Below are 19,234 nucleotides of genomic sequence, written 5' to 3'. Positions count from 1 at the left end.
CTACGCCCTAATTCCTTCCCCGCGTATCCACCCGCGCCACCACCGACAGGCCCGGCCGCAAGCGATCCAGCCCTTCCTGACCCGGATCCAGCGCGATGCGCACCGGCACCCGCTGGGCCACCTTGGTGAAGTTTCCGGTGGCGTTGTCGGGGCGGATGACGCTGAACTCTGAGCCGGTGGCGGGGGCGATCTGCTCGACCTTGCCGGTCAGGGTGCGGCCGCCCAGGGCGTCGACCGACAGCTCGACGGGCTGGCCGACGCGGATGTCGCGCAGCTGGTTCTCCTTGTAGTTCGCCGTCACCCAGATGCGGTCGGGCACCAGGGCCATCAGCTGCGTTCCGACGGCGACCTGCTGGCCCTGCCGCACGCTGATTTCGCCCAGCCGTCCGTCGCGCGGGGCGACGATGCGGGTGTTCGACAGGTCGATCTCGGCCAGATGCACCTGGGCCCGGGCGTTCTCGACGGAAGCTTCAAGCGAGCCGCGGCTGACGACGGCGGAGGTGACGTTGGTTTGGGCGATGCCCTCGGCGGCGCGGGCCTGGGCCAGTTGGGCCTGGGCCGCCCTGAGCGCCGCCTGACTGACGTCGACCTGGGCCTGGGCCACCCAGCCGCCCTCGAACAGCCGCCGCGCCCGGGTCGCATCCGCCTGGACCTTGGCCAGATTGGCCTCGGCGCCGGCGATCGTGGCGCGCTGTTGCGCCACCGACCCGCGCGCCGAGTTCTGGGCCTGGGCCGAGTTGGCCAGGGCGGCCTCGGCCGAATGCAGGCTCGCCTTCGCCTGCTCCAGGCGTTGGCGGTAGATGCGGTCGTCGATGGTGGCCAGCAACTGGCCCTGTTTCACGGTCTGGAAATCCTGCACCTCGACCGAGGTGACATAGCCGGTCACCTGCGGCGCGATCACCGTCACCTGCCCACGGACATAGGCATTGTCCGTGTGCTGAACACCGGAGACGAAGGGCGGCAGCTGCCAGGCCCACAGCACCAACAGGACCCCAATCACGGCCGCCGCGATCAGCACGACGGTGAACAGCACGGTCTTCTTCGGCGCGGGCGCCGGAGCGGCGGCGGGCTGCGCCGGCTCGGGGGCGGCCCCGGTCGGGGGAGCCGGAATCGGGGTGGGGACGGGAGCGGTCGTGTCGGTCATGGCTTCAAGAGGGTCTCGTCGGTCATTGCGTGGCGGCGACGGGTTCGCCGGCCTTGCGCGCGGCCCGGCGGGCCAGGATGCGGGGTCGCAGGTGATGGAAGGTCGTCCACGCACAGCCGATCGCCGCGAACAGCGCGATCAGCAGGAAGACGTCGTTGTAGGCCAGCACGTGAGCCTGCTGGGTGATCTGCTGCTGCAGCAGCGCCTGTCCCTGCGTCGTGCGCAGGGCGGGATCGCCGATCACGCGCGCATAGGCCCCGCCCAACTGCTGCAGCCGCAGGACCACGTTCGGGTCGCCGAGGTTGATCGCCTCGGACAGCTGGTTGGAGTGGAACTTCTCGCGGATCGTCTCGATCGTGCCGACCAGGGCCGAACCCATCAGGCCGCCGATGTTCTGGCCGACCGTGAACACCACGATGAAGCTGACCAGGTTCTGAGCCCCCTTCTGGAGCACCTGGAGGAAGCCGATCAGCATCGCCGGTCCAATGAAGAACGAGGCCGCGAAGGCCATCAGGGCCTGGCTGAAATACAGCTGCGCCGGGCGGGTCAGGACCGTCGAACGGGCGTCCAGGAAGGCGCCGACCGCGATCAGGGCCAGGGCGATGGCGATCAGGGCCATCAACCGGTCCGGCTTCAGCGTCAGGATGCTGACCACCGTCCCCGCCGCCGTGGCGATCAGGACCACCCAGAACAGGCTGTAGAGCTGCTCCGGCCCCAGGCCCATCTGGGTCATCAGGCCCACGGCCCCGGAGGTCTGCTCCGACAGGACGATGCGGGTCCCGATGATCACCAGCCCCAGCCGCAGGATGTCCGGCCCGGCCATCCATTTCAGGTTTATCAGCGGGGTTTCGCGATTGTACTCGATGGCGATCGCCGCGGTCAGCAGGACGATGGCGCCGACCAGGGCCCAACCGATCCAGGCGGCCTCGGTCCACCAGACGATCCGGCCCAGGCCCAGGACGGCGCAGAGCAGGGCGATGCCCGGCGCGAACAGGGCGAAGGTGACGAAATCGAGGGGCTGGAACACCTTGGTCCGCTCGGACGGCGGCAGACGCACGGCCAGGACGGCGGCGAGGGCGACCAGCGCCAGGCCCAGTTCGAAGACATAGACGCCTCGCCATTCCGACAGGTCGATCAGCGAGGTCGAAAACAGCCGGGCGGCCGGTATGGCCAGGCCCGATATTCCGATGCCGGTCAGCAGGCCGCCGATCCGCAACTTGGGCGGAAAGGCCTGGATCAGATACAGAATGCCCAGGGTCGACAGGGCCGCCGCCGCCATGCCGGCGAAGCCGCGGGCGATCAGCAGCGACTGGTAGTCTTCGAAAAGAAGGGTCCCCAGGCCGATCAGGACGTAGGCGACCAGGAAGATCTGGGCGAACAGCCGCAGCCCGTACTGCATCCGGAACTTGATCAGCAGCAGGTTCATGCAGGCGTTGGTCATGACGAACACGACCGGCAGCCAGGCCGCCTGGGTCAATGACACGCCCAGGGCGCCCGCCAGTTGCGGCGTGTTGGCGGTGACGATGGCGTTGCCGATGCTGCCCGTGGCCGTGATCAACACTCCGGTGCCGGCATAGGCCAGCCGCCACGGGGCCGTATGGTCCGGCGTCGCGGGCGAGCCGGGCAGCATCGGCCGCTCGTGCGGCTTCAGGGTCTCGAGATACTCGGCCCATGGCAGATGGAAGTTCCGACGGCTCATGCCTCCTCCCCGAGGCGCGCCTTCACAGCGTCCAGCACAAGCTCCAGCGTTCGGCGAGCGATGCCGTTCCGTTCACGCAACGTCGCATTGTGCAATCCGCCGCCCAGCATGGCCGCGAGGACACGGATATCCTTCAGGGTCAGGTCGGACCGGACCACGCCCGCGGCCTGCGAAACCTTCAGCGGCGCGGCGGCGGCTTCGATCATCGCGGCGCGCAGCGGGGTCAGGAGTTCGGGCGACGGCGGCGACCGCACGACCCCGCCCAAGGCCGCGTTGCGGACCATCCGGTCGGACAGGGCGGCGAGGAATTCCAGGAAGGCGTCCGGCGTGTCGCGGTCCGCGAACCGCTCGCCCAGTTCGGCCATGTCGTCCAGCAGCACCGCCAGTGCGATCTCGGTGCGGCCGGGGAAGTTCCGATACAGGGTCGCGCGGCCCACGCCCGCCCGTTCGGCGATCCGGTCCAGCGGCGCATCGATGCCCTCTTCCGCGAAGACGGCGCGCGCGGCGTCCAGCAAGGCCTTCCGGCGCTCGGCGGCGTCTTTTCTCAGCGGGCGATCCATGACGGCGCGTAAGTGGACAGTCGTGTCCACTTAATCAAGGGGCGCGACTCGGACTTTTCAGAGCGCGCTGTCCAACGCCTCCGCCAGATCGCCCTTGCCGACGACCGTCACGCCTTCCAACCCCAGCCAGCCGGCCATCCGCTTCAGCTCGTCCGCCAGCCGCGCGGCGGTGTCAGGCGTGGCGTCCGGCTCTCGCCAGGCGGCCTGCACCAGCAACTGACCGGCCTTGCGGTCCGACTTCAGGTCGACGCGGGCCGTGATGGCCTCATCCTCGAGAAAGGGCAGGACATAATAGCCGTGCTCGCGCTTGTGGGCGGGGGTGTAGATCTCCAGCCGCACCCGCACGCCGAACAGTCGCTCGGTGCGGTCGCGCGCCCAGATCAGGTTGTCGAACGGCGACAGCAGGGCGACGCCCTCGATCTTCCTCGGGGTCTTGGCGCCCGGCGCCAGATAGGCGGTGTGGCGCCAGCCCTTCACGGTCACCGGCGTCAGTTCTCCGGCCTCGACCAGTTCCGCGATCCGCGCCTTCGTTTCGGCCACGGGCATGCGGAACCAGTCGCGCAGGTCGGCTTCGGTCGCGATGCCCAGCGCCCGCGCCGCGATACGGAGAAGCTCACGCTGGGCGTCTGGTTCATCCGGCGTCGGCAGGTCGAGAATGCGGGCGGGCAGGGCGCGCTCGGTCAGGTCGTAGACCCGCTCGAAGCCGCGTCGGGTCTTGGTCGTGATCAGCCCGGCCCAGAACAGCCACTCCAGGGCGCGTTTGCCGTCCGACCAGGACCACCAGCCCGGTTGCCCGCGCGGGCCTTGCGCGAAGTCGCCGCCGGTCACCGGACCGCGCCGTTCGATCTCGGCCAGCACGCCGTCGATGTAGTCCCGCTTCTCGCGTCCGAACCGGGCCAGGCCGGTCCACATGGCCCCGTCGCGCGCCCGCTCCATGCGCCAGCGGAACAGGGGCTGAAGCTCCATCGGCATCAGGGAGGCTTCGTGGCCCCAATATTCGAACAGGCTGCGCCGCGCGCCCCAGGCCTCGGTCTCCAGCGCCTCGCGCGGATAGTCGCCCAGCCGGGAGAAGGCGGGCAGGTAGTGGGTGCGCGACACCACATTGACGCTGTCGATCTGCACCACGCCCAGCTTGCGGACGAGGTTGCGGACATGGCTTCGGCCGGGCGCCGCGGGGCGGGTCCGGCCGAAACCCTGCGCGGCCAGGGCGATGCGGCGGGCGGTCTTGAGGCTGATGGTTTCTGTCACACCGCCAGCCTAGCCGAAGTCTGCCGCCACGCCATGGCAGGATGGCGGAAAGCGGCTACGGAACCGGTCGGGCGGGCAGGCCCTGCGCGGCCCGGACCAGTTGCACGAACTCGGCCCGGTCGCCGTAGGGGTCATCCCCACGCGCACCCTGCGCCTGTTCCAGCACCTGATCCCAGCCGTAGTCGGCGGGCATCCACGGATCGCCGCGCAGGCGTTGGCCGAAGGCCGCGACCGCCATCGCCCAGCGGGTGCTTTCCGGAGGCTGGGTCGAACGGGACGGCTGGCCGCTGTTGGACACCACGCGCTGGATCAGGCGCGAGTTCGCCTCGCCCGGCAGCTTGTAGCGAACCTGGACGAAGCCGATCTCTCCATTCGGATCGCCGCCGCCGACGCCGATGCGGTTCTGGTCGTAGCGCCGCTCGGGGATCTGGCTCGGCCCGCCGACGGGGGTGATTTCGTACAGGGCGGTCACCGAGGCGCCGGAGCCGACCTCGCCCGCATCGACGCGGTCGTTGTTGAAGTCTTCCTCGTTCAACAGCCGCGTTTCGTAGCCGATCAGCCGATACTCGCTGACCCGCGCCGGGTTGAACTCGACCTGGATCTTCACGTCGTCGGCGATGGGGAAGGCGCCGCGATCGAACATCGGCCCGAACAGGCGGCGCGCCTCGTTGAGGTCATCGACATACGCAGCAGTCCCATTTCCGGCCTGGGCGATCGTCTGCATCCGGGCGTCCTGGTAGTTGCCGCGCCCGAAGCCGTAGACGGACAGGTAGATGCCGGTCGCGCGCTTGGCGGCGACGTAGTCCTCCAGCCGCTGGTTCTCGGTCACGCCGACGTTGAAGTCGCCGTCGGTGAACATCAGGATGCGGTTGACCTTGTCCCGCCCGAAGGCGGCCTCGGCCTGCTGGTAGGCGTTGACCATGCCTTGCGCCCCGGCGGTCGAACCGCCGGCGTTCAAGGCGGCCACGGCGCAGCGCAGCTTCAGCTTCTGATCGCCCGGCGTCGGGCCGACGGCGGTGCCGACGTCGGAGGCGTAGTAGGTCACCGCCACCCGATCCTGGGGCCGCAGGCGGTCGATGATCAGGTTCATGGACCGCTGCGCCAGCGCCAGCTTGTCCGGCGACTGCATCGAACCCGACACATCGACCATGAAGGTCAGGTTCAGGGGCCGCCGCTGGGCCGCGGGAAGTTCATAGCCCTGCAGGCCGACGTGGACGATCTGGCGGCCCGGCGACCACGGCGCGGCCGCGACGACCGTGGTGATCGCGAACGGCTGGGCGGCCGAGGTCGGACGGTCGTAGCCGTAGTCGAAATAGTTGATCAGTTCCTCGACCCGGACGGCGTCGGCGGGCGGCGCGCGGCCTTCGTCGATGAAGCGCCGGACGTTGGAATAGCTGGCCGTGTCCACGTCGATGGAGAAGGTGGACACCGGTTCGTCGGCGACCCGGCGCACGGGATTGGGCGTGGCGTCCGGATAGCGCTCGGTGTCCGGCGCCGGCCGGGGCGCGACGGAGAGGTTCATCACCGGCGGCGCGGCGGCGTACCCGGCCGTGGATTCCCGCACCCGCAAATCCGGGGCCTGCGCCGCCGCGATCGGCGGAGGAGGCGGAGGTGGAGGCGGGGGTGGGGGTGGGGGTGGCGCCATCGGCATGGGTTGCGGACCCGTGCGTCCGATCCGCGTGCCCGTGACGACGACATTGTCCCCTTGAACGCCTTCGCGCCGCAGGGTGATCCCGACCTCGCGGCAGGCCGCGACCGAGACTTCGCCGTCGCGCGCTTGTCGCCTTTGCGGCGCGCTTCCGGGAGGCGGCGGCGCGGCGCCCATGATCATGAGGGCGCTCATCGCCACGACGGTGGCGGATTTCAGCGGGCTGTGGGTCATCACGCATCTCCCCTTTGGCTCTGACGGGCATGAGGGAGCTCACCCTCGGGCCAAACTGTGGCGAGCGAGCCTGACGAAGTCTGACGGCGCGGGGTGGCGATTCAGGCCGTCGCCCCCCACTATGGAGCCTCGGCGGATGAGGGGATCACGATGGCTGAAGCGGCGGGCGGACTTGAGCTGGGCCATGTGGCGGCTCTGCTGGCGGCGGGCGTCGTCGCCGTGCCCCTGTTCCGCAGGCTGCAACTGGGCTCCGTGCTCGGCTACCTGGCCGCCGGCCTGGCGATCGGACCGTTCGGCGTCGGCCTGTTCCATGAACCGGAGACCATCCTCCACGTCGCCGAGTTCGGGGTGGTCATCTTCCTGTTCATCATCGGGCTGGAGATGCGGCCCAGCCGGTTGTGGAGCCTGCGCAAGGACATCTTCGGCCTCGGCGCGGCCCAGGTGCTGGGGGCCGGTCTGCTGCTGACCTTCACCGGCATGGCCGCGGGCCTGTCGGTTCCGGTGGCGTTCGTCGCCGCCATGGGCTTCGTGCTCAGCTCCACCGCCGTGATCATGCAGATGCTGGACGAGCGGGGGGAGATGTCCGCGCCCTCGGGCCAGCGCGCCGTCTCCATCCTGCTGCTGGAAGACCTCGCCATCGTGCCGCTGCTGGCCGTGGTGGCTGTCATGGCCTCGGTCATGGGATTGGCGGGCGAGGCGGCGCCGCCCCTGTGGCGCACGGTCGGCCTCGCGATCGGCGCGGTGGCCATCGTCTTCCTGGCCGGCAAGTTCCTTATCAATCCGATCTTCCGCCTCCTGGCCCGCTATGGCGGACGCGAAGTGATGACCGCCGCCGCCCTGCTGGTCGTCGTGGGCGCCGCCTGGCTGATGGACCTGGGCGGCCTGTCGATGGCCATGGGCGCCTTCCTGGCGGGCGTGCTGATGTCGGAGTCCACCTTCCGGCACCAGCTGGAGGCGGATGTGGAACCCTTCCGCGCCATCCTGCTGGGCCTGTTCTTCCTCAGCGTCGGCATGTCGCTGGATCTCGGCGTGGTGCTGGCCGACTGGCAGGTCGTGGTCGGGGGCGTCATCGCCTTCATGGCCGTGAAGGCCGTGGCCATCTACGGCGTCGCCCGCATCTTCAAGGCCAGCGAGCGCGAGGCGGTGGAGCGGGCCGTCCTGTTCGCGCAGGGCGGGGAGTTCGCCTTTGTCCTCTACGCCGCCGCCCTGACCACCGGCGTCTTCGATGCGCGCATCTCGGGCATCGCCACGGCCGTGGTCATCCTGTCCATGGTGCTGACCCCGCTGACCACCCTCCTGGTCGGCCGCCTGATGCCCGCTTCGACCCTGAATCCGGAAGACGCGGACGGCGTCGACAAGGCCAAGAATCTGCGTGAGCGCGTGTTGATCATCGGCTTCGGCCGCTTCGCCCAGGTCGTCTCCCAGCCGCTTCTGGCCCGCGACGTGGATGTCTCCATCATCGACCTGGACGTGGAGATGATCCAGGCCGCCGGCAATTTCGGCTTCAAGGTCTACTACGGCGACGGGACCCGGCTGGACGTGCTCCGGGCTTCGGGCGCGGGCAATGCCGAGACCATCCTGGTGTGTGTCGACAAGCAGGCTGACGCGGACAAGATCGTCGAACTGGTCAAGGCCGAGTTCCCGCTGACCAAGCTGTTCGTCCGCGCCTACGACCGCGGTCACGCCATCCGCCTGGTCCAGGCCGGAGTGGAGTATCAGCTGCGCGAGACCTTCGAGAGCGCCCTGGTGTTCGGCTACCAGGTGCTGATCGACCTGGGCTTCACCCACGAACAGGCAGAGGAGACCATTGAGGACGTCCGCCGCCGCGACGAGGAACGCCTGTCGATCCAGATGGTCGAGGGTATTCAGGGCGGGCGGTCGCTGATGCGGGGCAACATCCGCACCACCAAGCCGGAGCCCTACATCAAGCCTCGTCGTGAGGGGCAGGCCCTCAACGAGGAAGCCGCCGAGGCCCTCGAGGAAGAGGAAGAAGAGCGCGAGAAGTCCGGTGTTTGATCCATCGCGGCCCCGATGCGTTAGGCGTTGAGGCCGCGGCCGTTTTCAGGAGCCCAGAATGTCGAAGCTGTCCGCCCTCGTTCTCCCGTTCGCCGCCTTCTCGCTTCTCGCGGCCTGCTCTCCGCCGGCCGAGACTCCGGCCGCGCCGGCTGAACCCGCCGCGGCGGCCCCCGCCGCTCTACCGACCATCGACGCCACGGCGCTGCGGGCCACCCTGTCGCCTGATGAAACCCTGTCGATCGTGGAGCTTCCGCGCGAGGGTTCGACCACGGTCACGGGCGAGGTGAAGGGTTATAAATCCACCGTCTGGGCCGTCCCGGTAGCGGCAGGGCAGACCCTGACGGCGACCTTCGCGCCCTCGAACACCAACCTCTACATCAACGTCATCGACGCGGCGGACACCAGCGGAGCCGCCGTCCATGCCGGAGAGACCGCCGGCGCGACGGCGACGATCACCGCGGAGAAGGGCGCCGTCTACGTCATCCGGCCGTTCCAGCCGCGCGCCATGGCTCGCCGCGACGAGACCGGCGGCTACAGCCTGACCATCGCCCGGCGCTGATCCCGGCTAGAGGAATTTGGGGATCGGCCCGAGCTGCGGCGTCTGGTCCGGGAGGTCGACGAATTCCTCGTCGGCGTAGCACCAACCCCAGCCCTCGGGCGGGTCGTAGCCCTCGATGATCGGGTGATGGGTGGCGCGATGGTGCGCGGTCGCATGACGGCTGGGCGAGTCGTCGCAGCAGCCGACATGGCCGCAGCTTCGGCACAGGCGCAGGTGCACCCACCAGCCGCCGGTCTTCAGGCATTCCTCGCAGCCCTTCGATCCCGGGGTGACCCGGTTCACGGTGGCCAGATGTCCGCAGCCCGCCATGGTCCGTCCTCTTGTCGCGAAGGCTGAGGTTCGCTGTCCCCGCGTCGTCACGCAAGGGGTGCGTCAGGCGGGCGTGGCCTCCAGCAGGCTGCGAGCGCAGGCGATCAGGGTCTCTTCCGGCGGACGGGGATCGAAGCCCAGCCGGGCGCGGGCCTTGCTGTTGTCGGCGTCGCGGCGCTGGCTGAGATCCCGCCGGAAGATGCGCAGCCGGGGCATGAAGACGGCCAACAAGTGGACCAGAGGGTCGGGCAGGGTGCGTTGCGGGACCTTCGCTCCAGCCGCGCCGAGGCCGTCCCGCAGGACACGGGCGATGTCGGGCATCCACATGAAATGCCCCGTGGCCAGGAAGCGTTCGCCGGGGGCGTCCGGCGCCGTCAGCGCCGCGACGTGGGCCGAGGCGAGATCGCGGACATCGACGACGGACAGGCCGAGGTTGAGCAGGCGCGGCGGACTGCCCTGCAGCAGGCCGCCGATCACCCAGACCGATGCCGGGTCGCCTCCCGGCAGGATGGGGCCGAAGACCGCCCCGGGGTGGATGGTGGTCAGGGTGGTGGCTCCGCCCTCGCGGCGCATGAACGCCCACGCCGCCCGTTCGGCCAGGATCTTGGAGCGCCGATAGGGATCCAGCAGGGGGTCGTCCGGATCGGCCCAGACGGCCTCGGTGCTGACGGCGGATGAGCCGCGTTCGCGCGCGGTGGCGGCGGCCGAAGTCATGACCACCCGGTCCACGCCGGCGGCGACAGCGGCCCGGAGCACCCTCAGGGTTCCGTCGCGGGCCGGGGCGACCAGCGCGTCGCGATCCGCGGGGCCTTCGCGGCCCAGCGGGGAGGCGATGTGCAGGACCCCGTCGCAACCGGTCATGGCCGCGTCCCAACCCTCGTCACGGGTCAGGTCGGCGTAGGCGAATGTAAGCCGGTCTCCAGGATCGACCTGCGAGGCGACGCCGGCCCGAACGACGGACTCCCGGCTCGCACTGCGCAGCGTGGCCCGCACGCGGTAGCCCTGCCGCAGCAGTTCGACGATGCACCAGCCCGCCACGAAGCCGCTGCCGCCCGTCACCAGAATTGTCTTCATCGCCGTGCCTCGCCGTTTGGTCTACGGTCGTATACCGTAGTGTGCGAGTTCGGTCTACAGGTGTATAATGAAATCCATTTCCGCCGACCCTTCGAAGACCGGTCCACGCGCCGCCAAGGCGGCGTCGACCCGGGCGGCGATTCTGGCCTCGGCACGGCGCGCCTTCGCCGAGCACGGCTATGAGGGCGCGGGATTGCGAGGCATCGCGGAGGGCGCGGGCGTCACCGCCATGATGATCAACCGCTATTTCGGCTCCAAGGAGGGGCTGTTCGGCGAAGTCGTCGACGACACCATGCGCGACCCGGTGATCCTGTCGGAACACAACCTGGCCGCGCCGGATCTGGCGCGCGCCTTCGCTGACGCCCTGGTCGGGCTGACCGATCAGGGGCGTGATCCGCTGGACGGCTTCCTGGTGCTTTTCCGGTCCGCCTCCAGTCCTACGGCGGCTCGGATCGCCCGGGATCGGATCGAGGCGGCGCATCAGGCGACGGCGGTCTCAGTCGTCGTCGGGGCGCATGCACGCGAGCGCGCGGCGATCCTGCTTTCGCTGGTCGCGGGGTTCCAGATGATGCGGCAGATGATGAGTCTGAAGGCGCTCGCCGAGGCTGAACCGGAAACGCTCGCGGCCCTTCTGGCCCCCGTCATCGAGTTGATTCTGGGCCGCCCAACCTCCGGCGATCACGGCGCTCCGTCGCCGGCCTGAGCCCCCAAACTATCGCGCCGGGCGGTTTGGCCCTATATCCCCGCCGCTTCTTCCTTCGCCGGCTGCACCGCTTGTCCGACCCGCTCGCCCTCTCCCGCCGCCTCTCCGTCGCCCCGATGATGGACTGGACTGACCGGCACTGCCGCGCCTTCCACCGCGCCCTGTCGGCGCGCGCGCTGCTCTATACCGAGATGGTCACGGCGCCCGCGGTGGTGCACGGCGACCGGGACAAGCTGCTGGGCTTCGACGCGGTCGAGCATCCGGTGGCCCTGCAGCTAGGCGGCTCGGATCCCGCGCAACTGGCCGAGGCCGCCCGCATCGGCGAGGCTTACGGCTACGACGAGATCAACCTCAACGTCGGCTGCCCGTCGGACCGGGTCCAGTCCGGCAAGTTCGGCGCCTGCCTGATGCGCGAGCCGGAGCTGGTCGCCGACTGCATGGCCGCGATCAAGGCGGCCGTCTCGGTTCCCGCCACCGTCAAATGCCGCATCGGGGTGGATGACCAGGACCCCGAGGTCTCCCTGTTCGCCACCGTGGACGCCAGCGCCGCCGTCGGCGTCGACACCTTCATCGTCCATGCCCGCAAGGCCTGGCTGAAGGGGCTGTCGCCCAAGGAGAACCGGGACGTTCCGCCGCTGGACTACGCCCTGGTCCGACGCCTGAAGCGTGAGCGACCGCATCTGTCGATCAGCATCAACGGCGGCATCGCCACGCTTGATGAGGCAGAAGCCCATCTGGATGACGCCGACGGGGTGCGGCTGGACGGGGTCATGCTGGGCCGCGCCGCCTATCACGAGCCCGCCCTTCTGGGGCAGGCCGACCGCCGCCTGTTCGGATCGGCGAGCGCTGACGTGGACGCCTTCGAGGCGCTGGAACGCTACCGTCCCTATCTGCGGGCGCGGCTCGAGGAGGGCGTGCACCTGGCCCATATGACCCGCCACATGCTGGGCGTCATGCACGGGCGGCCGGGCGCGCGCGCCTTCCGCCGCATCCTGACCGTCGAGGGGGTGAAGCCCGGCGCCGGGCTTGAGGTCGTCGATCGCGCCGCCGACGCCGTGCGCGAGGCCGAGGCCCGCCTCGAGGTTCAGGACGACGCGGCCTGACCGGCGTTCAACTGAGGCGTGAAAGCCACAGCCCCGCTTTTGTGAAATCCGTCCGGGCGAAGACGGGAACTCCGAGGAGTCAGCCCGCATTGGCTTGGCAGGAGACACCGCCATGCCCAAGCGCTCATCGCCTTCCCAACCGGATCTGCGTCTCGTCCAGGCCGAGGCCGAGATCTACGACCTGATGCGGACGCCCGAGACCACGGCGGACCGGGTTCGTCGGCTGCAGATGGAAGCCCGTGCGCTGGCCGTCGAACAGGTCGAGGCGCTGGAGGCGGTGCTGATGCAGGCCGCCGCCATGGCCCGCGAGATCGCCGAGGGCGGCGACGCCTATCCGGTCGGCGCGCGTGAACTGGCGGGGCGTCTGGCTTCCGACCTTCCCTCCAGGTCCGAGACCCTGAAGGCGATCGTCAGCCGGGTGCTCTGATCCGTCCCGCGCCGCCATCGCGCAGCCGGTTGGCTAACCGGAAGACGATGACTGCCAGCACGATCAGCGCCAGAGGGATGAGGATGGGCGCGAGGAAGGCGATGATCACGGTCAGGACCGCCAGCACATCCTCGATCAGGGACACGACCGGATTGCCCAGCCCGCCCGTGGTGGCGGTGGACCCGACCCGTACGCCGGTCTGGGCGGCGTTGAAGGCCAGCGCCGCCGGCGCTCCCACGATGACCCCGGCGATCGCCGCCGTGGTCGGGTCCACGGCCCAGAACACGCTGCCGGCCGCCACCGCCCCGGCCACCGGCCGAGTCACATAGCCGATCGCGTTCAGCGCATGGTCGATGGCCGGGACCTTGTCACCGGCGAATTCAGCCACGGCGGCCGTGCCGAGGGCCGCGATGGCGGGCCATGAGACCAGCCAGTCCATCTGATCGATCAACCGCACGCCGAACAGCTCGAACTTCGCCGCCAGCGCCAGCATCAGCAGCGGCAGAAAGGTGCGCAGCCCCGTCGCCGAGGCCAGGCCGAGTCCGAGCAGGGCGGGCAGAACCCAGGTCTGCAGCGGCCCCGCGGCGGCTCCCAAGGTGGTCAGGTCCAGTTCCGGCATCTCGCCTCCCTCCAGCCGCTTCGGGCTGGTCGAACACCATAATGCCCAGGAACGGTCGGCGCTCCCTCCGCCGTGGTCGGCCCGTCGGGCGCGCCTCAGGCCAGGACGTCGTTGTACTCAGGGTGGCGGCGGTGCCACAGGACCGCATAGCTGCAGCGCGGCTGGAGTTTCAGCCCCTCGGCGCGGGCGTGGCCGGCCAACGCCTGCATGAACCGCCCTGCCGCGCCGCCGCCGCGCAGGGCGGGATCGGCCTCGACATGCAGGATCACCCTGACGTCGTCCTGGGTCGCATAGTCGGCGAAGACCGTGCGAATTTCGCCCTCGGAATCGGCGAAGCCCTGTTCAAAGCGCTGTTCGGCGCGAACGTCACGAAAGGTGGTCATGGAGGACTCCTGACTCCGACATGCCCCCAATCCGCGCGCCCGCCCAGCGTTCCCGGAAAACCGCGAATCGTTGAGGCTCGTGGTTCTGTCGCCTCAGGGCGCGCGGTCGTTCAGCAGGTTCACCAGGCCGAAGATGCTCTTCACCGTGAACCAGACGGTGATCAGCAGCCACAGGATGCCGAAGACGAACAGGAAGGGGATGCCGATGAGGAGGACGGCCAGCACCGCACTGACCGCGATCCCGATCCAGCAGCCGATGGTCCACCAGAAGACCGACCAGAACAGCTTGATCTGTGCATCGATATGTTCGCGCGACAGGCCGGTGGCGGAGTCGCGCGAGGCGTAGGCGACCACCAGGCCGACCAGCACGAGGATGTTCGCGCTCGGAATCGACAGGATGTAGAGGGCCCAGGCGATCAGCGCCGGAACCTTGGCGCTGTCGCCGCTGCCGCTCTCGAAGCGCGGCGCGTCAGGGTCTTGAGGGGGCACGTGCGACATCGGGTTGTCCTTCTCTCAGATCCACCAGCTGCGTGGGTTGGAAATCGCCCGGCCGGATTTCAGATTCCAGACACCGGTCGCGCCGCGCAGCACGACCCACAGCGCCGCCAGGAACAGGATCGGCACGCCGAGGGCGAACGGGGCCGCCAGCAGGATCACGCCCGCCACGACCGCCACCGCGGCGGCCCACAGGGTCCGCTGCTGATAGATGAAGTGCGATCGCGCCAGGGCGTCGTCGGGACCGGGCCGTCCGGTGACGGCGAACAGGGCGATGACCGCCGAGGCGCCCAGCGTGGGCACGGCGAGCAGGATCAGGGCGTAGACGGCGTACAGGCCCATGCCGCCGGGCGGATCCTTGACCGGTGCGGCGCGCGAACGCGAACGGCCGGTGAATTCGGGCGAAGCCTCGAAGATCGAATCGGCGGAGGCCGGTCGCCGGTCGAGCGGCGCCGGCTCCGGGGCCTTTGCACGGACGGGCGCGGGATCGAATAGATCAGGCTCGGCGTCCGGCTGCGGAGCCGGCTCGGGTTCCGGTTCCGGTTCGGGCGCAGGCTCGGGCTCGGGGGTCACGTCGCGCGGACGGCCCTCGAGCGCCGCCGCCGAGGCGAAGCCGACATGATCATCATGATCATCAGGGTGTTGGGGATCGCCGGGTTCGGCCATCGGGGGTCCTTCGAGTCCGACCTCAGGTATGACGGCCCGGCTCGCGAGGCGCAACCGCCAGACTACGGATCAGCGACCCAGCACCAGCTCGCAGCCCGGAACCTCGTCGCCACCCAGGGCGCCCGGCTTCTCGACCCGCACGGTGCAACGTCGCACGCGAGCATCCCCCAGCATGGCCACGGCCAGTCGTTCGGCGAAGGTTTCGACCAGGCCCACATGGCCCTCGGCGACGATGGCGCGCGCGGCCTCGGCCACGGTCTCGTAGTTGATGGTGTCGCTCAGCCGCTCGATCGGCGCGGGCGTCAGATCCAGCGTCACGTCGATGACCAGCCTCTGCAGCCGACCCTGTTCATGGTCATAGACGCCGATGCCGGCGGCGACCTCCAGCCCTTTCACGAAGACGGTCAGGCCCTCGCGGACCGGCGCGCCAGGGGCGGGGAAGGGCAGGGGAGACGGTGCGGCCACGGGCTACTCCACGATGTCCGGGGTTCGCCAGGCCAGATGCTGGCCCCCGTCGACAGCGATCATCTGGCCCGTCACGAGGTCGGCTTCAACCAGCCAGCGCACGGCGGCGGCCACGGCTTCGGGACTGCCTGCCCGTTCCAGCGGCACGGCGGCGGCCTCGGCGGCGAAATCCTCGGGGCTTTGATGGATCGAGGGCAGGGTCGGGCCGGGCCCCACGCCGTTGACGCGGATCCGCGGCGCCAGCGCCTGCGCCAAGGTTCGCGTCGCCCACCACAGGCCGTTGCGCGACAGGGCGTAGGAAAAGAAACGAGGGTCGGGCTTGAGCACCCGCTGGTCCAGCAGGTTGACGATACAGCTGCCGTCCGGCGCCTGGGCCGCGAAGGCCTCGGCCAGCACAAGCGGCGCCCGCAGATTGGTCTCGATATGGGCGTCCCAGGTCTCGCGTCCCAGCGTCCCGACCCGGTCATCCTCAAAGATGGAGGCGTTGTTGACCAGCACGGCCAGCGGACCGATGGCCCGGGCGGCGGCGGGAACAATGCCGCGCACTTCGGCCTCGACCGACAGGTCGCCGCGGACGGTGGCCGCCCGGCGGCCCAGCGCGCGCGCTTCTTCGGCCACGGCTTCGGCCGCCTCTTTCGATCCGCGATAGTGGATCACGATGTCGAAGCCGGCGCGCGCCAGCTCCAGACAGATCGCCCGTCCGATCCGTTTGCCGCCGCCGGTGACCAGCGCGGCGCCGCGATCGGCGGCGGGCTTAGTCAACCCGGCCGAACTCGACGAAGTTGATCAGGGCGAGGACGGCGATGAAGCCGAAGATGATGTAGAGGGCCAGCATGGAAAGCTCCTTGATGCGACCGGCAATAAAGCGCCGGGCGCGGCTGTTCAAGGATGCATCAGGGCGTATCGTCGCCGTATGACGACGTGGCGCGCCCGCATCGAGCCCTTCACCCGGCCGCTGTTCTTCGCCTTCGCCCGCGCCAGCCGGGGCATGACCCTGGGCGTGCGCGGCGTCGCCATGGACGGCGAGGGAAGGGTGCTGCTGGTCAAGCATACCTATGTCCACGGCTGGTGGCTGCCGGGCGGCGGGGTCGAGCGCGGGCAGACCGCCGAGGACGCCTTGATCCGTGAGATGCGCGAGGAGGCCGGGTTGATCGTCGAAGGGCGGCCGGTTCTGGTCAGCGCCCATTCCAATGAGCGCTATTTCCGCGGCGATCACGTGCTGGTCTACCGCATCGACCGCTTCACCCTGACTGACCGCTCCAGCCACGGCGAGATCGCCGATATCGGCTGGTTCGATCCCGCCGCCCTGCCCGAGGACACCCACCGCGCCACCCGGGCGCGGCTGGCCGAGGTGTTCGGCGCGGACGAGGCCACGCCGCACTGGTGACGCGCCGCATCGGGAGGTGGTAGCCAGACAGTATGAACCCGATGCTGCTCTCCATGATCGCCGTCGTCCTTGCAGGGGGCGCCACCGCGCTCCAGGCCCCGACCAATGCGAAGATGATGACCGCCGTCGGATCGCCGGTGAACGCCGCCTTCGTGTCGTTCGCGGTGGGAACGGCGGCGCTGGGCGTCATGGCGGTGATCCTGCAGACCAAGCCGGACATGGCCGCCGCGCGCGGCCTGCCCTGGTACGCCTGGATCGGCGGGCTGTACGGCGCGATCTTCGTGGTCGCGGCGGCGTGGGGCGTGCCGCGGCTGGGCGTCGCCCTGACCATCACCCTGATGGTCGCCGGCCAGCTGCTGATCGGCCTGATCCTGGATCAGATCGGCGCCTTCGGCGCGCCCCAGCACCCGATCAGCCTGGGCCGACTGGCCGGGGTGGCCCTGGTCATCGGCGGCGTCCTGATGGTTCGGCGCTTCTAGACCGGCTGCTGACGCTTCGCGGCGGCGCTGGGACGCCTATATTGCTTCCGATGACCGAGGAGACGCCCACGACTGATTCGCCGCTCCCGGAGTCGCCCCTGAGCGCCGCCGACCTGATCCGCGACGAAGCGCGTCGCGCGCCGGACAAGCCCGGCGTCTACCGGATGTACGGCGAGGACGGCGCCTGCCTGTACGTCGGCAAGGCGCGGTCGCTGAAGAAGCGCATCCTCCAGTACGCGCAGGGCCGGTTTCACACCCAGCGCATCGGGCTGATGGTCTCGCTGACCCGGTCGATGGAGCTGGTGGTCACCGCCTCCGAGACCGAGGCCCTGCTGCTGGAATCCAATTTCATCAAGAAGCTGAAGCCGCGTTTCAACGTGGTCTTGCGCGACGACAAGTCGTTCGCCGAGCTGATGATCCGCCGCGACCACCGCGCGCCCCAGGTCCGCAAGCATCGCGGCGCCCACACCATCAAGGGCGACTATTTCGGCCCCTTCGCCTCGACCTGGGCGGTCAACCGCACCCTGACCACGCTGCAGAAGGCGTTCCTGCTCCGCTCCTGCTCGGACAGCGTCTACGAGACCCGAACCCGGCCCTGCATGCTGCACCAGATCAAGCGCTGCTCGGCGCCCTGCACCGGCCTGATCTCGCTGGAGGACTACGACGGCCTGGTGGACGAGGCCGAAGCCTTCCTGCGCGGCAAGTCGCGCGCGGTGATCGGCCGCCTCTCCAAGGAGATGCAGACCGCGTCAGACGATATGGACTTCGAACAGGCGGCCCGCGTCCGAGACCGTATTCGCGCCCTGTCGGCCATCTCGATGGAGAACTCCGTCAGCGCCGAGGGCGTGGCCGAGGCCGACGTCTTCGCCCTGCATTCCGACGGCGGTCAGGCCTGCGTGCAGGTCTTCTTCTACCGCGGCGGCCAGAACTGGGGCGGCCGAGCCTACTTCCCGCGCGTGGACAAGACCGACACCGATCCCGAAATCCTCGCCGCCTTCCTGGGGCAATTCTACGAGGACAAGCCGGTCCCGCGTCAGATCCTGTCCAACGTCGTCCCGTTCGAGAAGGAACTGCTGGAAGAGGCCTTCTCGATGAAGGCCCGCATCGACGACGGGCGTCGGGTGGTCAGCATCGAGCGGCCGGCGCGCGGCGACCGCAAGGCGCTGGTCGACCACGCCCTGACCAACGCCCGCGAGGCGCTGGGCCGCAAGATGGCCGAGAGTTCGGCCCAGTCGAAGATCCTCGACGAGGTCTGCGAGGCCTTCGGGCTGGATGCGCGTCCCGAGCGGATCGAGATCTACGACAACGCCCATATCTCGGGCACCAACGCCGTCGGCGGCATGGTGGTCGCGGGTCCCGAGGGCTTCCGCAAGAACCAGTACCGCAAGTTCAACATCCGCGGCGAAGACCTCACCCCCGGCGACGACTACGGCATGATGCGCGAGGTCATGCGCCGCCGCTTCGGCCGCCTGGTCAAGGACGAGGACGAGGGCGAGGAGGTCGAACGTCCCGACCTGCTGCTGATCGATGGCGGCGCCGGTCAGCTGGCCGAGGTGCTGGCCGTGCTGGCCGATCTGGGTCTGGATGACATCCTCGCCGTCGGCGTGGCCAAGGGGCCGGATCGCGAAGCGGGCAAGGAGCATTTCTTCATACCGGGCAAGGCGCCCTTCATGATGCCGCTGAAGTCGCCGGCGCTCTATTATATCCAGCGCCTGCGCGACGAAGCGCACCGCTTCGCCAACGGCGCCCACGCCAAGCGGCGCTCAATGGATATCAAGAAGAACCCCCTCGACGAGATCGAGGGCATCGGTCCCGGCCGCAAGAAGGCGCTGCTGCATGCCTTCGGGTCGGCCAAGGGCGTCGGCCGGGCCTCGGTGTCCGACCTGGTCAAGGTCGAGGGCGTCAACCAGGCGCTGGCCGAACGGATTCACGGATTCTTCCGCAAGGGGTAAGCGGCCACCCCCCTCTGGCGGTCGGCGTCGTGCGTGCTAAACCCCATGCAGGTGCTTGGGGGAT

Annotated in this window: 22 protein-coding genes; 8 read left to right on the top strand and 14 right to left on the bottom strand. The window is 69.4% G+C overall.

Features of this window, described 5'->3' with window-relative positions:
- Positions 1 to 7: 7 nt before the first annotated feature.
- From AC1RRF_RS12465 to AC1RRF_RS12445, 5 genes are read right to left on the bottom strand one after another with little or no spacing between them, the layout of a single operon-like run.
- Positions 8 to 1,144, bottom strand: a complete 1,137-nt coding sequence (locus tag AC1RRF_RS12465) for an HlyD family secretion protein (protein ID WP_492834979.1) — start codon at positions 1,142 to 1,144, stop codon at positions 8 to 10.
- A 22-nt stretch (positions 1,145 to 1,166) separates the two neighbouring features.
- Entirely contained in the window at positions 1,167 to 2,843 is a 1,677-nt protein-coding gene (locus AC1RRF_RS12460; protein ID WP_492834977.1) for an MFS transporter, read from the bottom strand.
- Entirely contained in the window at positions 2,840 to 3,403 is a 564-nt protein-coding gene (locus AC1RRF_RS12455) for a TetR/AcrR family transcriptional regulator (RefSeq protein WP_492834975.1), read from the bottom strand. Before AC1RRF_RS12455 ends, AC1RRF_RS12460 begins: the two co-directional genes overlap by 4 nt.
- A gap of 57 nt (positions 3,404 to 3,460) precedes the next feature.
- Entirely contained in the window at positions 3,461 to 4,651 is a 1,191-nt protein-coding gene (locus tag AC1RRF_RS12450; RefSeq protein ID WP_492834973.1) for a winged helix-turn-helix domain-containing protein, read from the bottom strand.
- 55 nt (positions 4,652 to 4,706) lie between these two features.
- Positions 4,707 to 6,533 (bottom strand): vWA domain-containing protein, encoded by a 1,827-nt coding sequence (locus AC1RRF_RS12445; RefSeq protein WP_492834970.1) that lies wholly within the window; start codon positions 6,531 to 6,533, stop codon positions 4,707 to 4,709.
- A gap of 150 nt (positions 6,534 to 6,683) precedes the next feature.
- Between AC1RRF_RS12445 and AC1RRF_RS12440 the strand changes: the two genes are divergently transcribed.
- A complete protein-coding gene (locus AC1RRF_RS12440; RefSeq protein ID WP_492834967.1) occupies positions 6,684 to 8,549 on the top strand; it encodes a monovalent cation:proton antiporter-2 (CPA2) family protein in 1,866 nt (621 codons plus the stop codon).
- Positions 8,550 to 8,607: 58 nt separating this feature from the next.
- Positions 8,608 to 9,108 carry a hypothetical protein gene (locus AC1RRF_RS12435; RefSeq protein WP_492834965.1) on the top strand — a complete coding sequence of 167 codons (501 nt, stop codon included), beginning with the start codon at positions 8,608 to 8,610 and terminating at the stop codon, positions 9,106 to 9,108.
- 6 nt (positions 9,109 to 9,114) lie between these two features.
- Here AC1RRF_RS12435 and AC1RRF_RS12430 read toward each other — a convergent pair whose 3' ends face one another.
- Both AC1RRF_RS12430 and AC1RRF_RS12425 read right to left on the bottom strand, forming a co-directional pair.
- Positions 9,115 to 9,417 carry a UBP-type zinc finger domain-containing protein gene (locus AC1RRF_RS12430; protein WP_492834963.1) on the bottom strand — a complete coding sequence of 101 codons (303 nt, stop codon included), beginning with the start codon at positions 9,415 to 9,417 and terminating at the stop codon, positions 9,115 to 9,117.
- 63 nt (positions 9,418 to 9,480) lie between these two features.
- Complete coding sequence (locus AC1RRF_RS12425; RefSeq protein WP_492834961.1) at positions 9,481 to 10,491, bottom strand: NAD-dependent epimerase/dehydratase family protein; 1,011 nt, start codon at positions 10,489 to 10,491, stop codon at positions 9,481 to 9,483.
- A 67-nt stretch (positions 10,492 to 10,558) separates the two neighbouring features.
- Here AC1RRF_RS12425 and AC1RRF_RS12420 point away from each other — a divergent pair, with 67 nt between their 5' ends.
- From AC1RRF_RS12420 to AC1RRF_RS12410, 3 genes are all read left to right on the top strand, one after another.
- Complete coding sequence (locus AC1RRF_RS12420) at positions 10,559 to 11,194, top strand: TetR/AcrR family transcriptional regulator (protein WP_492834959.1); 636 nt, start codon at positions 10,559 to 10,561, stop codon at positions 11,192 to 11,194.
- Between the two features lie 71 nt (positions 11,195 to 11,265).
- The gene (gene dusA / locus AC1RRF_RS12415; RefSeq protein WP_492834957.1) at positions 11,266 to 12,297 is read left to right on the top strand and encodes a tRNA dihydrouridine(20/20a) synthase DusA; all 1,032 of its coding nucleotides are present in this window, start codon (positions 11,266 to 11,268) and stop codon (positions 12,295 to 12,297) included.
- Positions 12,298 to 12,409: 112 nt separating this feature from the next.
- Entirely contained in the window at positions 12,410 to 12,724 is a 315-nt protein-coding gene (locus AC1RRF_RS12410) for a hypothetical protein (protein WP_492834955.1), read from the top strand.
- Here AC1RRF_RS12410 and AC1RRF_RS12405 read toward each other — a convergent pair.
- The 7 genes from AC1RRF_RS12405 to AC1RRF_RS12375 form a co-directional block, all read right to left on the bottom strand.
- A complete protein-coding gene (locus tag AC1RRF_RS12405) occupies positions 12,708 to 13,343 on the bottom strand; it encodes a DUF4126 domain-containing protein (protein WP_492834953.1) in 636 nt (211 codons plus the stop codon). The two genes, AC1RRF_RS12410 and AC1RRF_RS12405, sit on opposite strands and share 17 nt — an antisense overlap.
- 95 nt (positions 13,344 to 13,438) lie before the next feature.
- Complete coding sequence (locus AC1RRF_RS12400) at positions 13,439 to 13,726, bottom strand: GNAT family N-acetyltransferase (RefSeq protein WP_492834951.1); 288 nt, start codon at positions 13,724 to 13,726, stop codon at positions 13,439 to 13,441.
- A 93-nt stretch (positions 13,727 to 13,819) separates the two neighbouring features.
- On the bottom strand, positions 13,820 to 14,224 hold the full coding sequence (locus tag AC1RRF_RS12395) for a hypothetical protein (protein WP_492834949.1): 405 nt from the start codon (positions 14,222 to 14,224) through the stop codon (positions 13,820 to 13,822).
- Positions 14,225 to 14,239: 15 nt separating this feature from the next.
- A complete protein-coding gene (locus tag AC1RRF_RS12390) occupies positions 14,240 to 14,887 on the bottom strand; it encodes a hypothetical protein (RefSeq protein WP_492834947.1) in 648 nt (215 codons plus the stop codon).
- Positions 14,888 to 14,956: 69 nt separating this feature from the next.
- Positions 14,957 to 15,352 (bottom strand): dihydroneopterin aldolase, encoded by a 396-nt coding sequence (gene folB, locus AC1RRF_RS12385; protein ID WP_492834945.1) that lies wholly within the window; start codon positions 15,350 to 15,352, stop codon positions 14,957 to 14,959.
- Between the two features lie 3 nt (positions 15,353 to 15,355).
- Positions 15,356 to 16,114 carry an SDR family oxidoreductase gene (locus tag AC1RRF_RS12380; RefSeq protein ID WP_492834943.1) on the bottom strand — a complete coding sequence of 253 codons (759 nt, stop codon included), beginning with the start codon at positions 16,112 to 16,114 and terminating at the stop codon, positions 15,356 to 15,358.
- Positions 16,107 to 16,238, bottom strand: a complete 132-nt coding sequence (locus AC1RRF_RS12375) for a hypothetical protein (protein WP_492834941.1) — start codon at positions 16,236 to 16,238, stop codon at positions 16,107 to 16,109. The genes AC1RRF_RS12380 and AC1RRF_RS12375 overlap by 8 nt, the downstream gene beginning before the upstream one ends.
- 27 nt (positions 16,239 to 16,265) lie before the next feature.
- Here AC1RRF_RS12375 and AC1RRF_RS12370 point away from each other — a divergent pair, with 27 nt between their 5' ends.
- Genes AC1RRF_RS12370 through uvrC form a run of 3 tightly spaced genes read left to right on the top strand, consistent with a single transcriptional unit; the run spans position 16,266 to position 19,170 of the window.
- Positions 16,266 to 16,739, top strand: coding sequence for an NUDIX domain-containing protein (locus AC1RRF_RS12370; protein WP_492834939.1), 474 nt, complete (start codon positions 16,266 to 16,268; stop codon positions 16,737 to 16,739).
- 32 nt (positions 16,740 to 16,771) lie between these two features.
- Positions 16,772 to 17,218, top strand: coding sequence for a DMT family transporter (locus tag AC1RRF_RS12365; protein WP_291835525.1), 447 nt, complete (start codon positions 16,772 to 16,774; stop codon positions 17,216 to 17,218).
- 50 nt (positions 17,219 to 17,268) lie between these two features.
- Complete coding sequence (gene uvrC, locus AC1RRF_RS12360; protein ID WP_492835401.1) at positions 17,269 to 19,170, top strand: excinuclease ABC subunit UvrC; 1,902 nt, start codon at positions 17,269 to 17,271, stop codon at positions 19,168 to 19,170.
- Positions 19,171 to 19,234: the final 64 nt, after the last annotated feature.

The organism is Brevundimonas sp. GW821-FHT12C05, assembly GCF_058807475.1.
The sequence above is the reverse complement of the archived record's forward strand: the minus strand, read 5'-3'. Positions and strand labels throughout refer to the sequence as shown.

Bases quoted from the DNA above. Each gene is read 5' to 3' on its own strand.
- AC1RRF_RS12430 (WP_492834963.1), bottom strand. From the start codon at position 9,417: ATGGCGGGCTGCGGACATCTGGCCACCGTGAACCGGGTCACCCCGGGA.
- AC1RRF_RS12435 (WP_492834965.1), top strand. From the start codon at position 8,608: ATGTCGAAGCTGTCCGCCCTCGTTCTCCCGTTCGCCGCCTTCTCGCTT.
- AC1RRF_RS12365 (WP_291835525.1), top strand. From the start codon at position 16,772: ATGAACCCGATGCTGCTCTCCATGATCGCCGTCGTCCTTGCAGGGGGC.
- AC1RRF_RS12425 (WP_492834961.1), bottom strand. From the start codon at position 10,491: ATGAAGACAATTCTGGTGACGGGCGGCAGCGGCTTCGTGGCGGGCTGG.
- AC1RRF_RS12460 (WP_492834977.1), bottom strand. From the start codon at position 2,843: ATGAGCCGTCGGAACTTCCATCTGCCATGGGCCGAGTATCTCGAGACC.
- uvrC (WP_492835401.1), top strand. From the start codon at position 17,269: ATGACCGAGGAGACGCCCACGACTGATTCGCCGCTCCCGGAGTCGCCC.
- AC1RRF_RS12410 (WP_492834955.1), top strand. From the start codon at position 12,410: ATGCCCAAGCGCTCATCGCCTTCCCAACCGGATCTGCGTCTCGTCCAG.
- AC1RRF_RS12465 (WP_492834979.1), bottom strand. From the start codon at position 1,144: ATGACCGACACGACCGCTCCCGTCCCCACCCCGATTCCGGCTCCCCCG.
- AC1RRF_RS12390 (WP_492834947.1), bottom strand. From the start codon at position 14,887: ATGGCCGAACCCGGCGATCCCCAACACCCTGATGATCATGATGATCAT.
- AC1RRF_RS12370 (WP_492834939.1), top strand. From the start codon at position 16,266: ATGACGACGTGGCGCGCCCGCATCGAGCCCTTCACCCGGCCGCTGTTC.
- AC1RRF_RS12395 (WP_492834949.1), bottom strand. From the start codon at position 14,224: ATGTCGCACGTGCCCCCTCAAGACCCTGACGCGCCGCGCTTCGAGAGC.
- AC1RRF_RS12445 (WP_492834970.1), bottom strand. From the start codon at position 6,533: ATGACCCACAGCCCGCTGAAATCCGCCACCGTCGTGGCGATGAGCGCC.
- AC1RRF_RS12400 (WP_492834951.1), bottom strand. From the start codon at position 13,726: ATGACCACCTTTCGTGACGTTCGCGCCGAACAGCGCTTTGAACAGGGC.
- AC1RRF_RS12455 (WP_492834975.1), bottom strand. From the start codon at position 3,403: ATGGATCGCCCGCTGAGAAAAGACGCCGCCGAGCGCCGGAAGGCCTTG.
- AC1RRF_RS12405 (WP_492834953.1), bottom strand. From the start codon at position 13,343: ATGCCGGAACTGGACCTGACCACCTTGGGAGCCGCCGCGGGGCCGCTG.
- AC1RRF_RS12440 (WP_492834967.1), top strand. From the start codon at position 6,684: ATGGCTGAAGCGGCGGGCGGACTTGAGCTGGGCCATGTGGCGGCTCTG.
- AC1RRF_RS12420 (WP_492834959.1), top strand. From the start codon at position 10,559: ATGAAATCCATTTCCGCCGACCCTTCGAAGACCGGTCCACGCGCCGCC.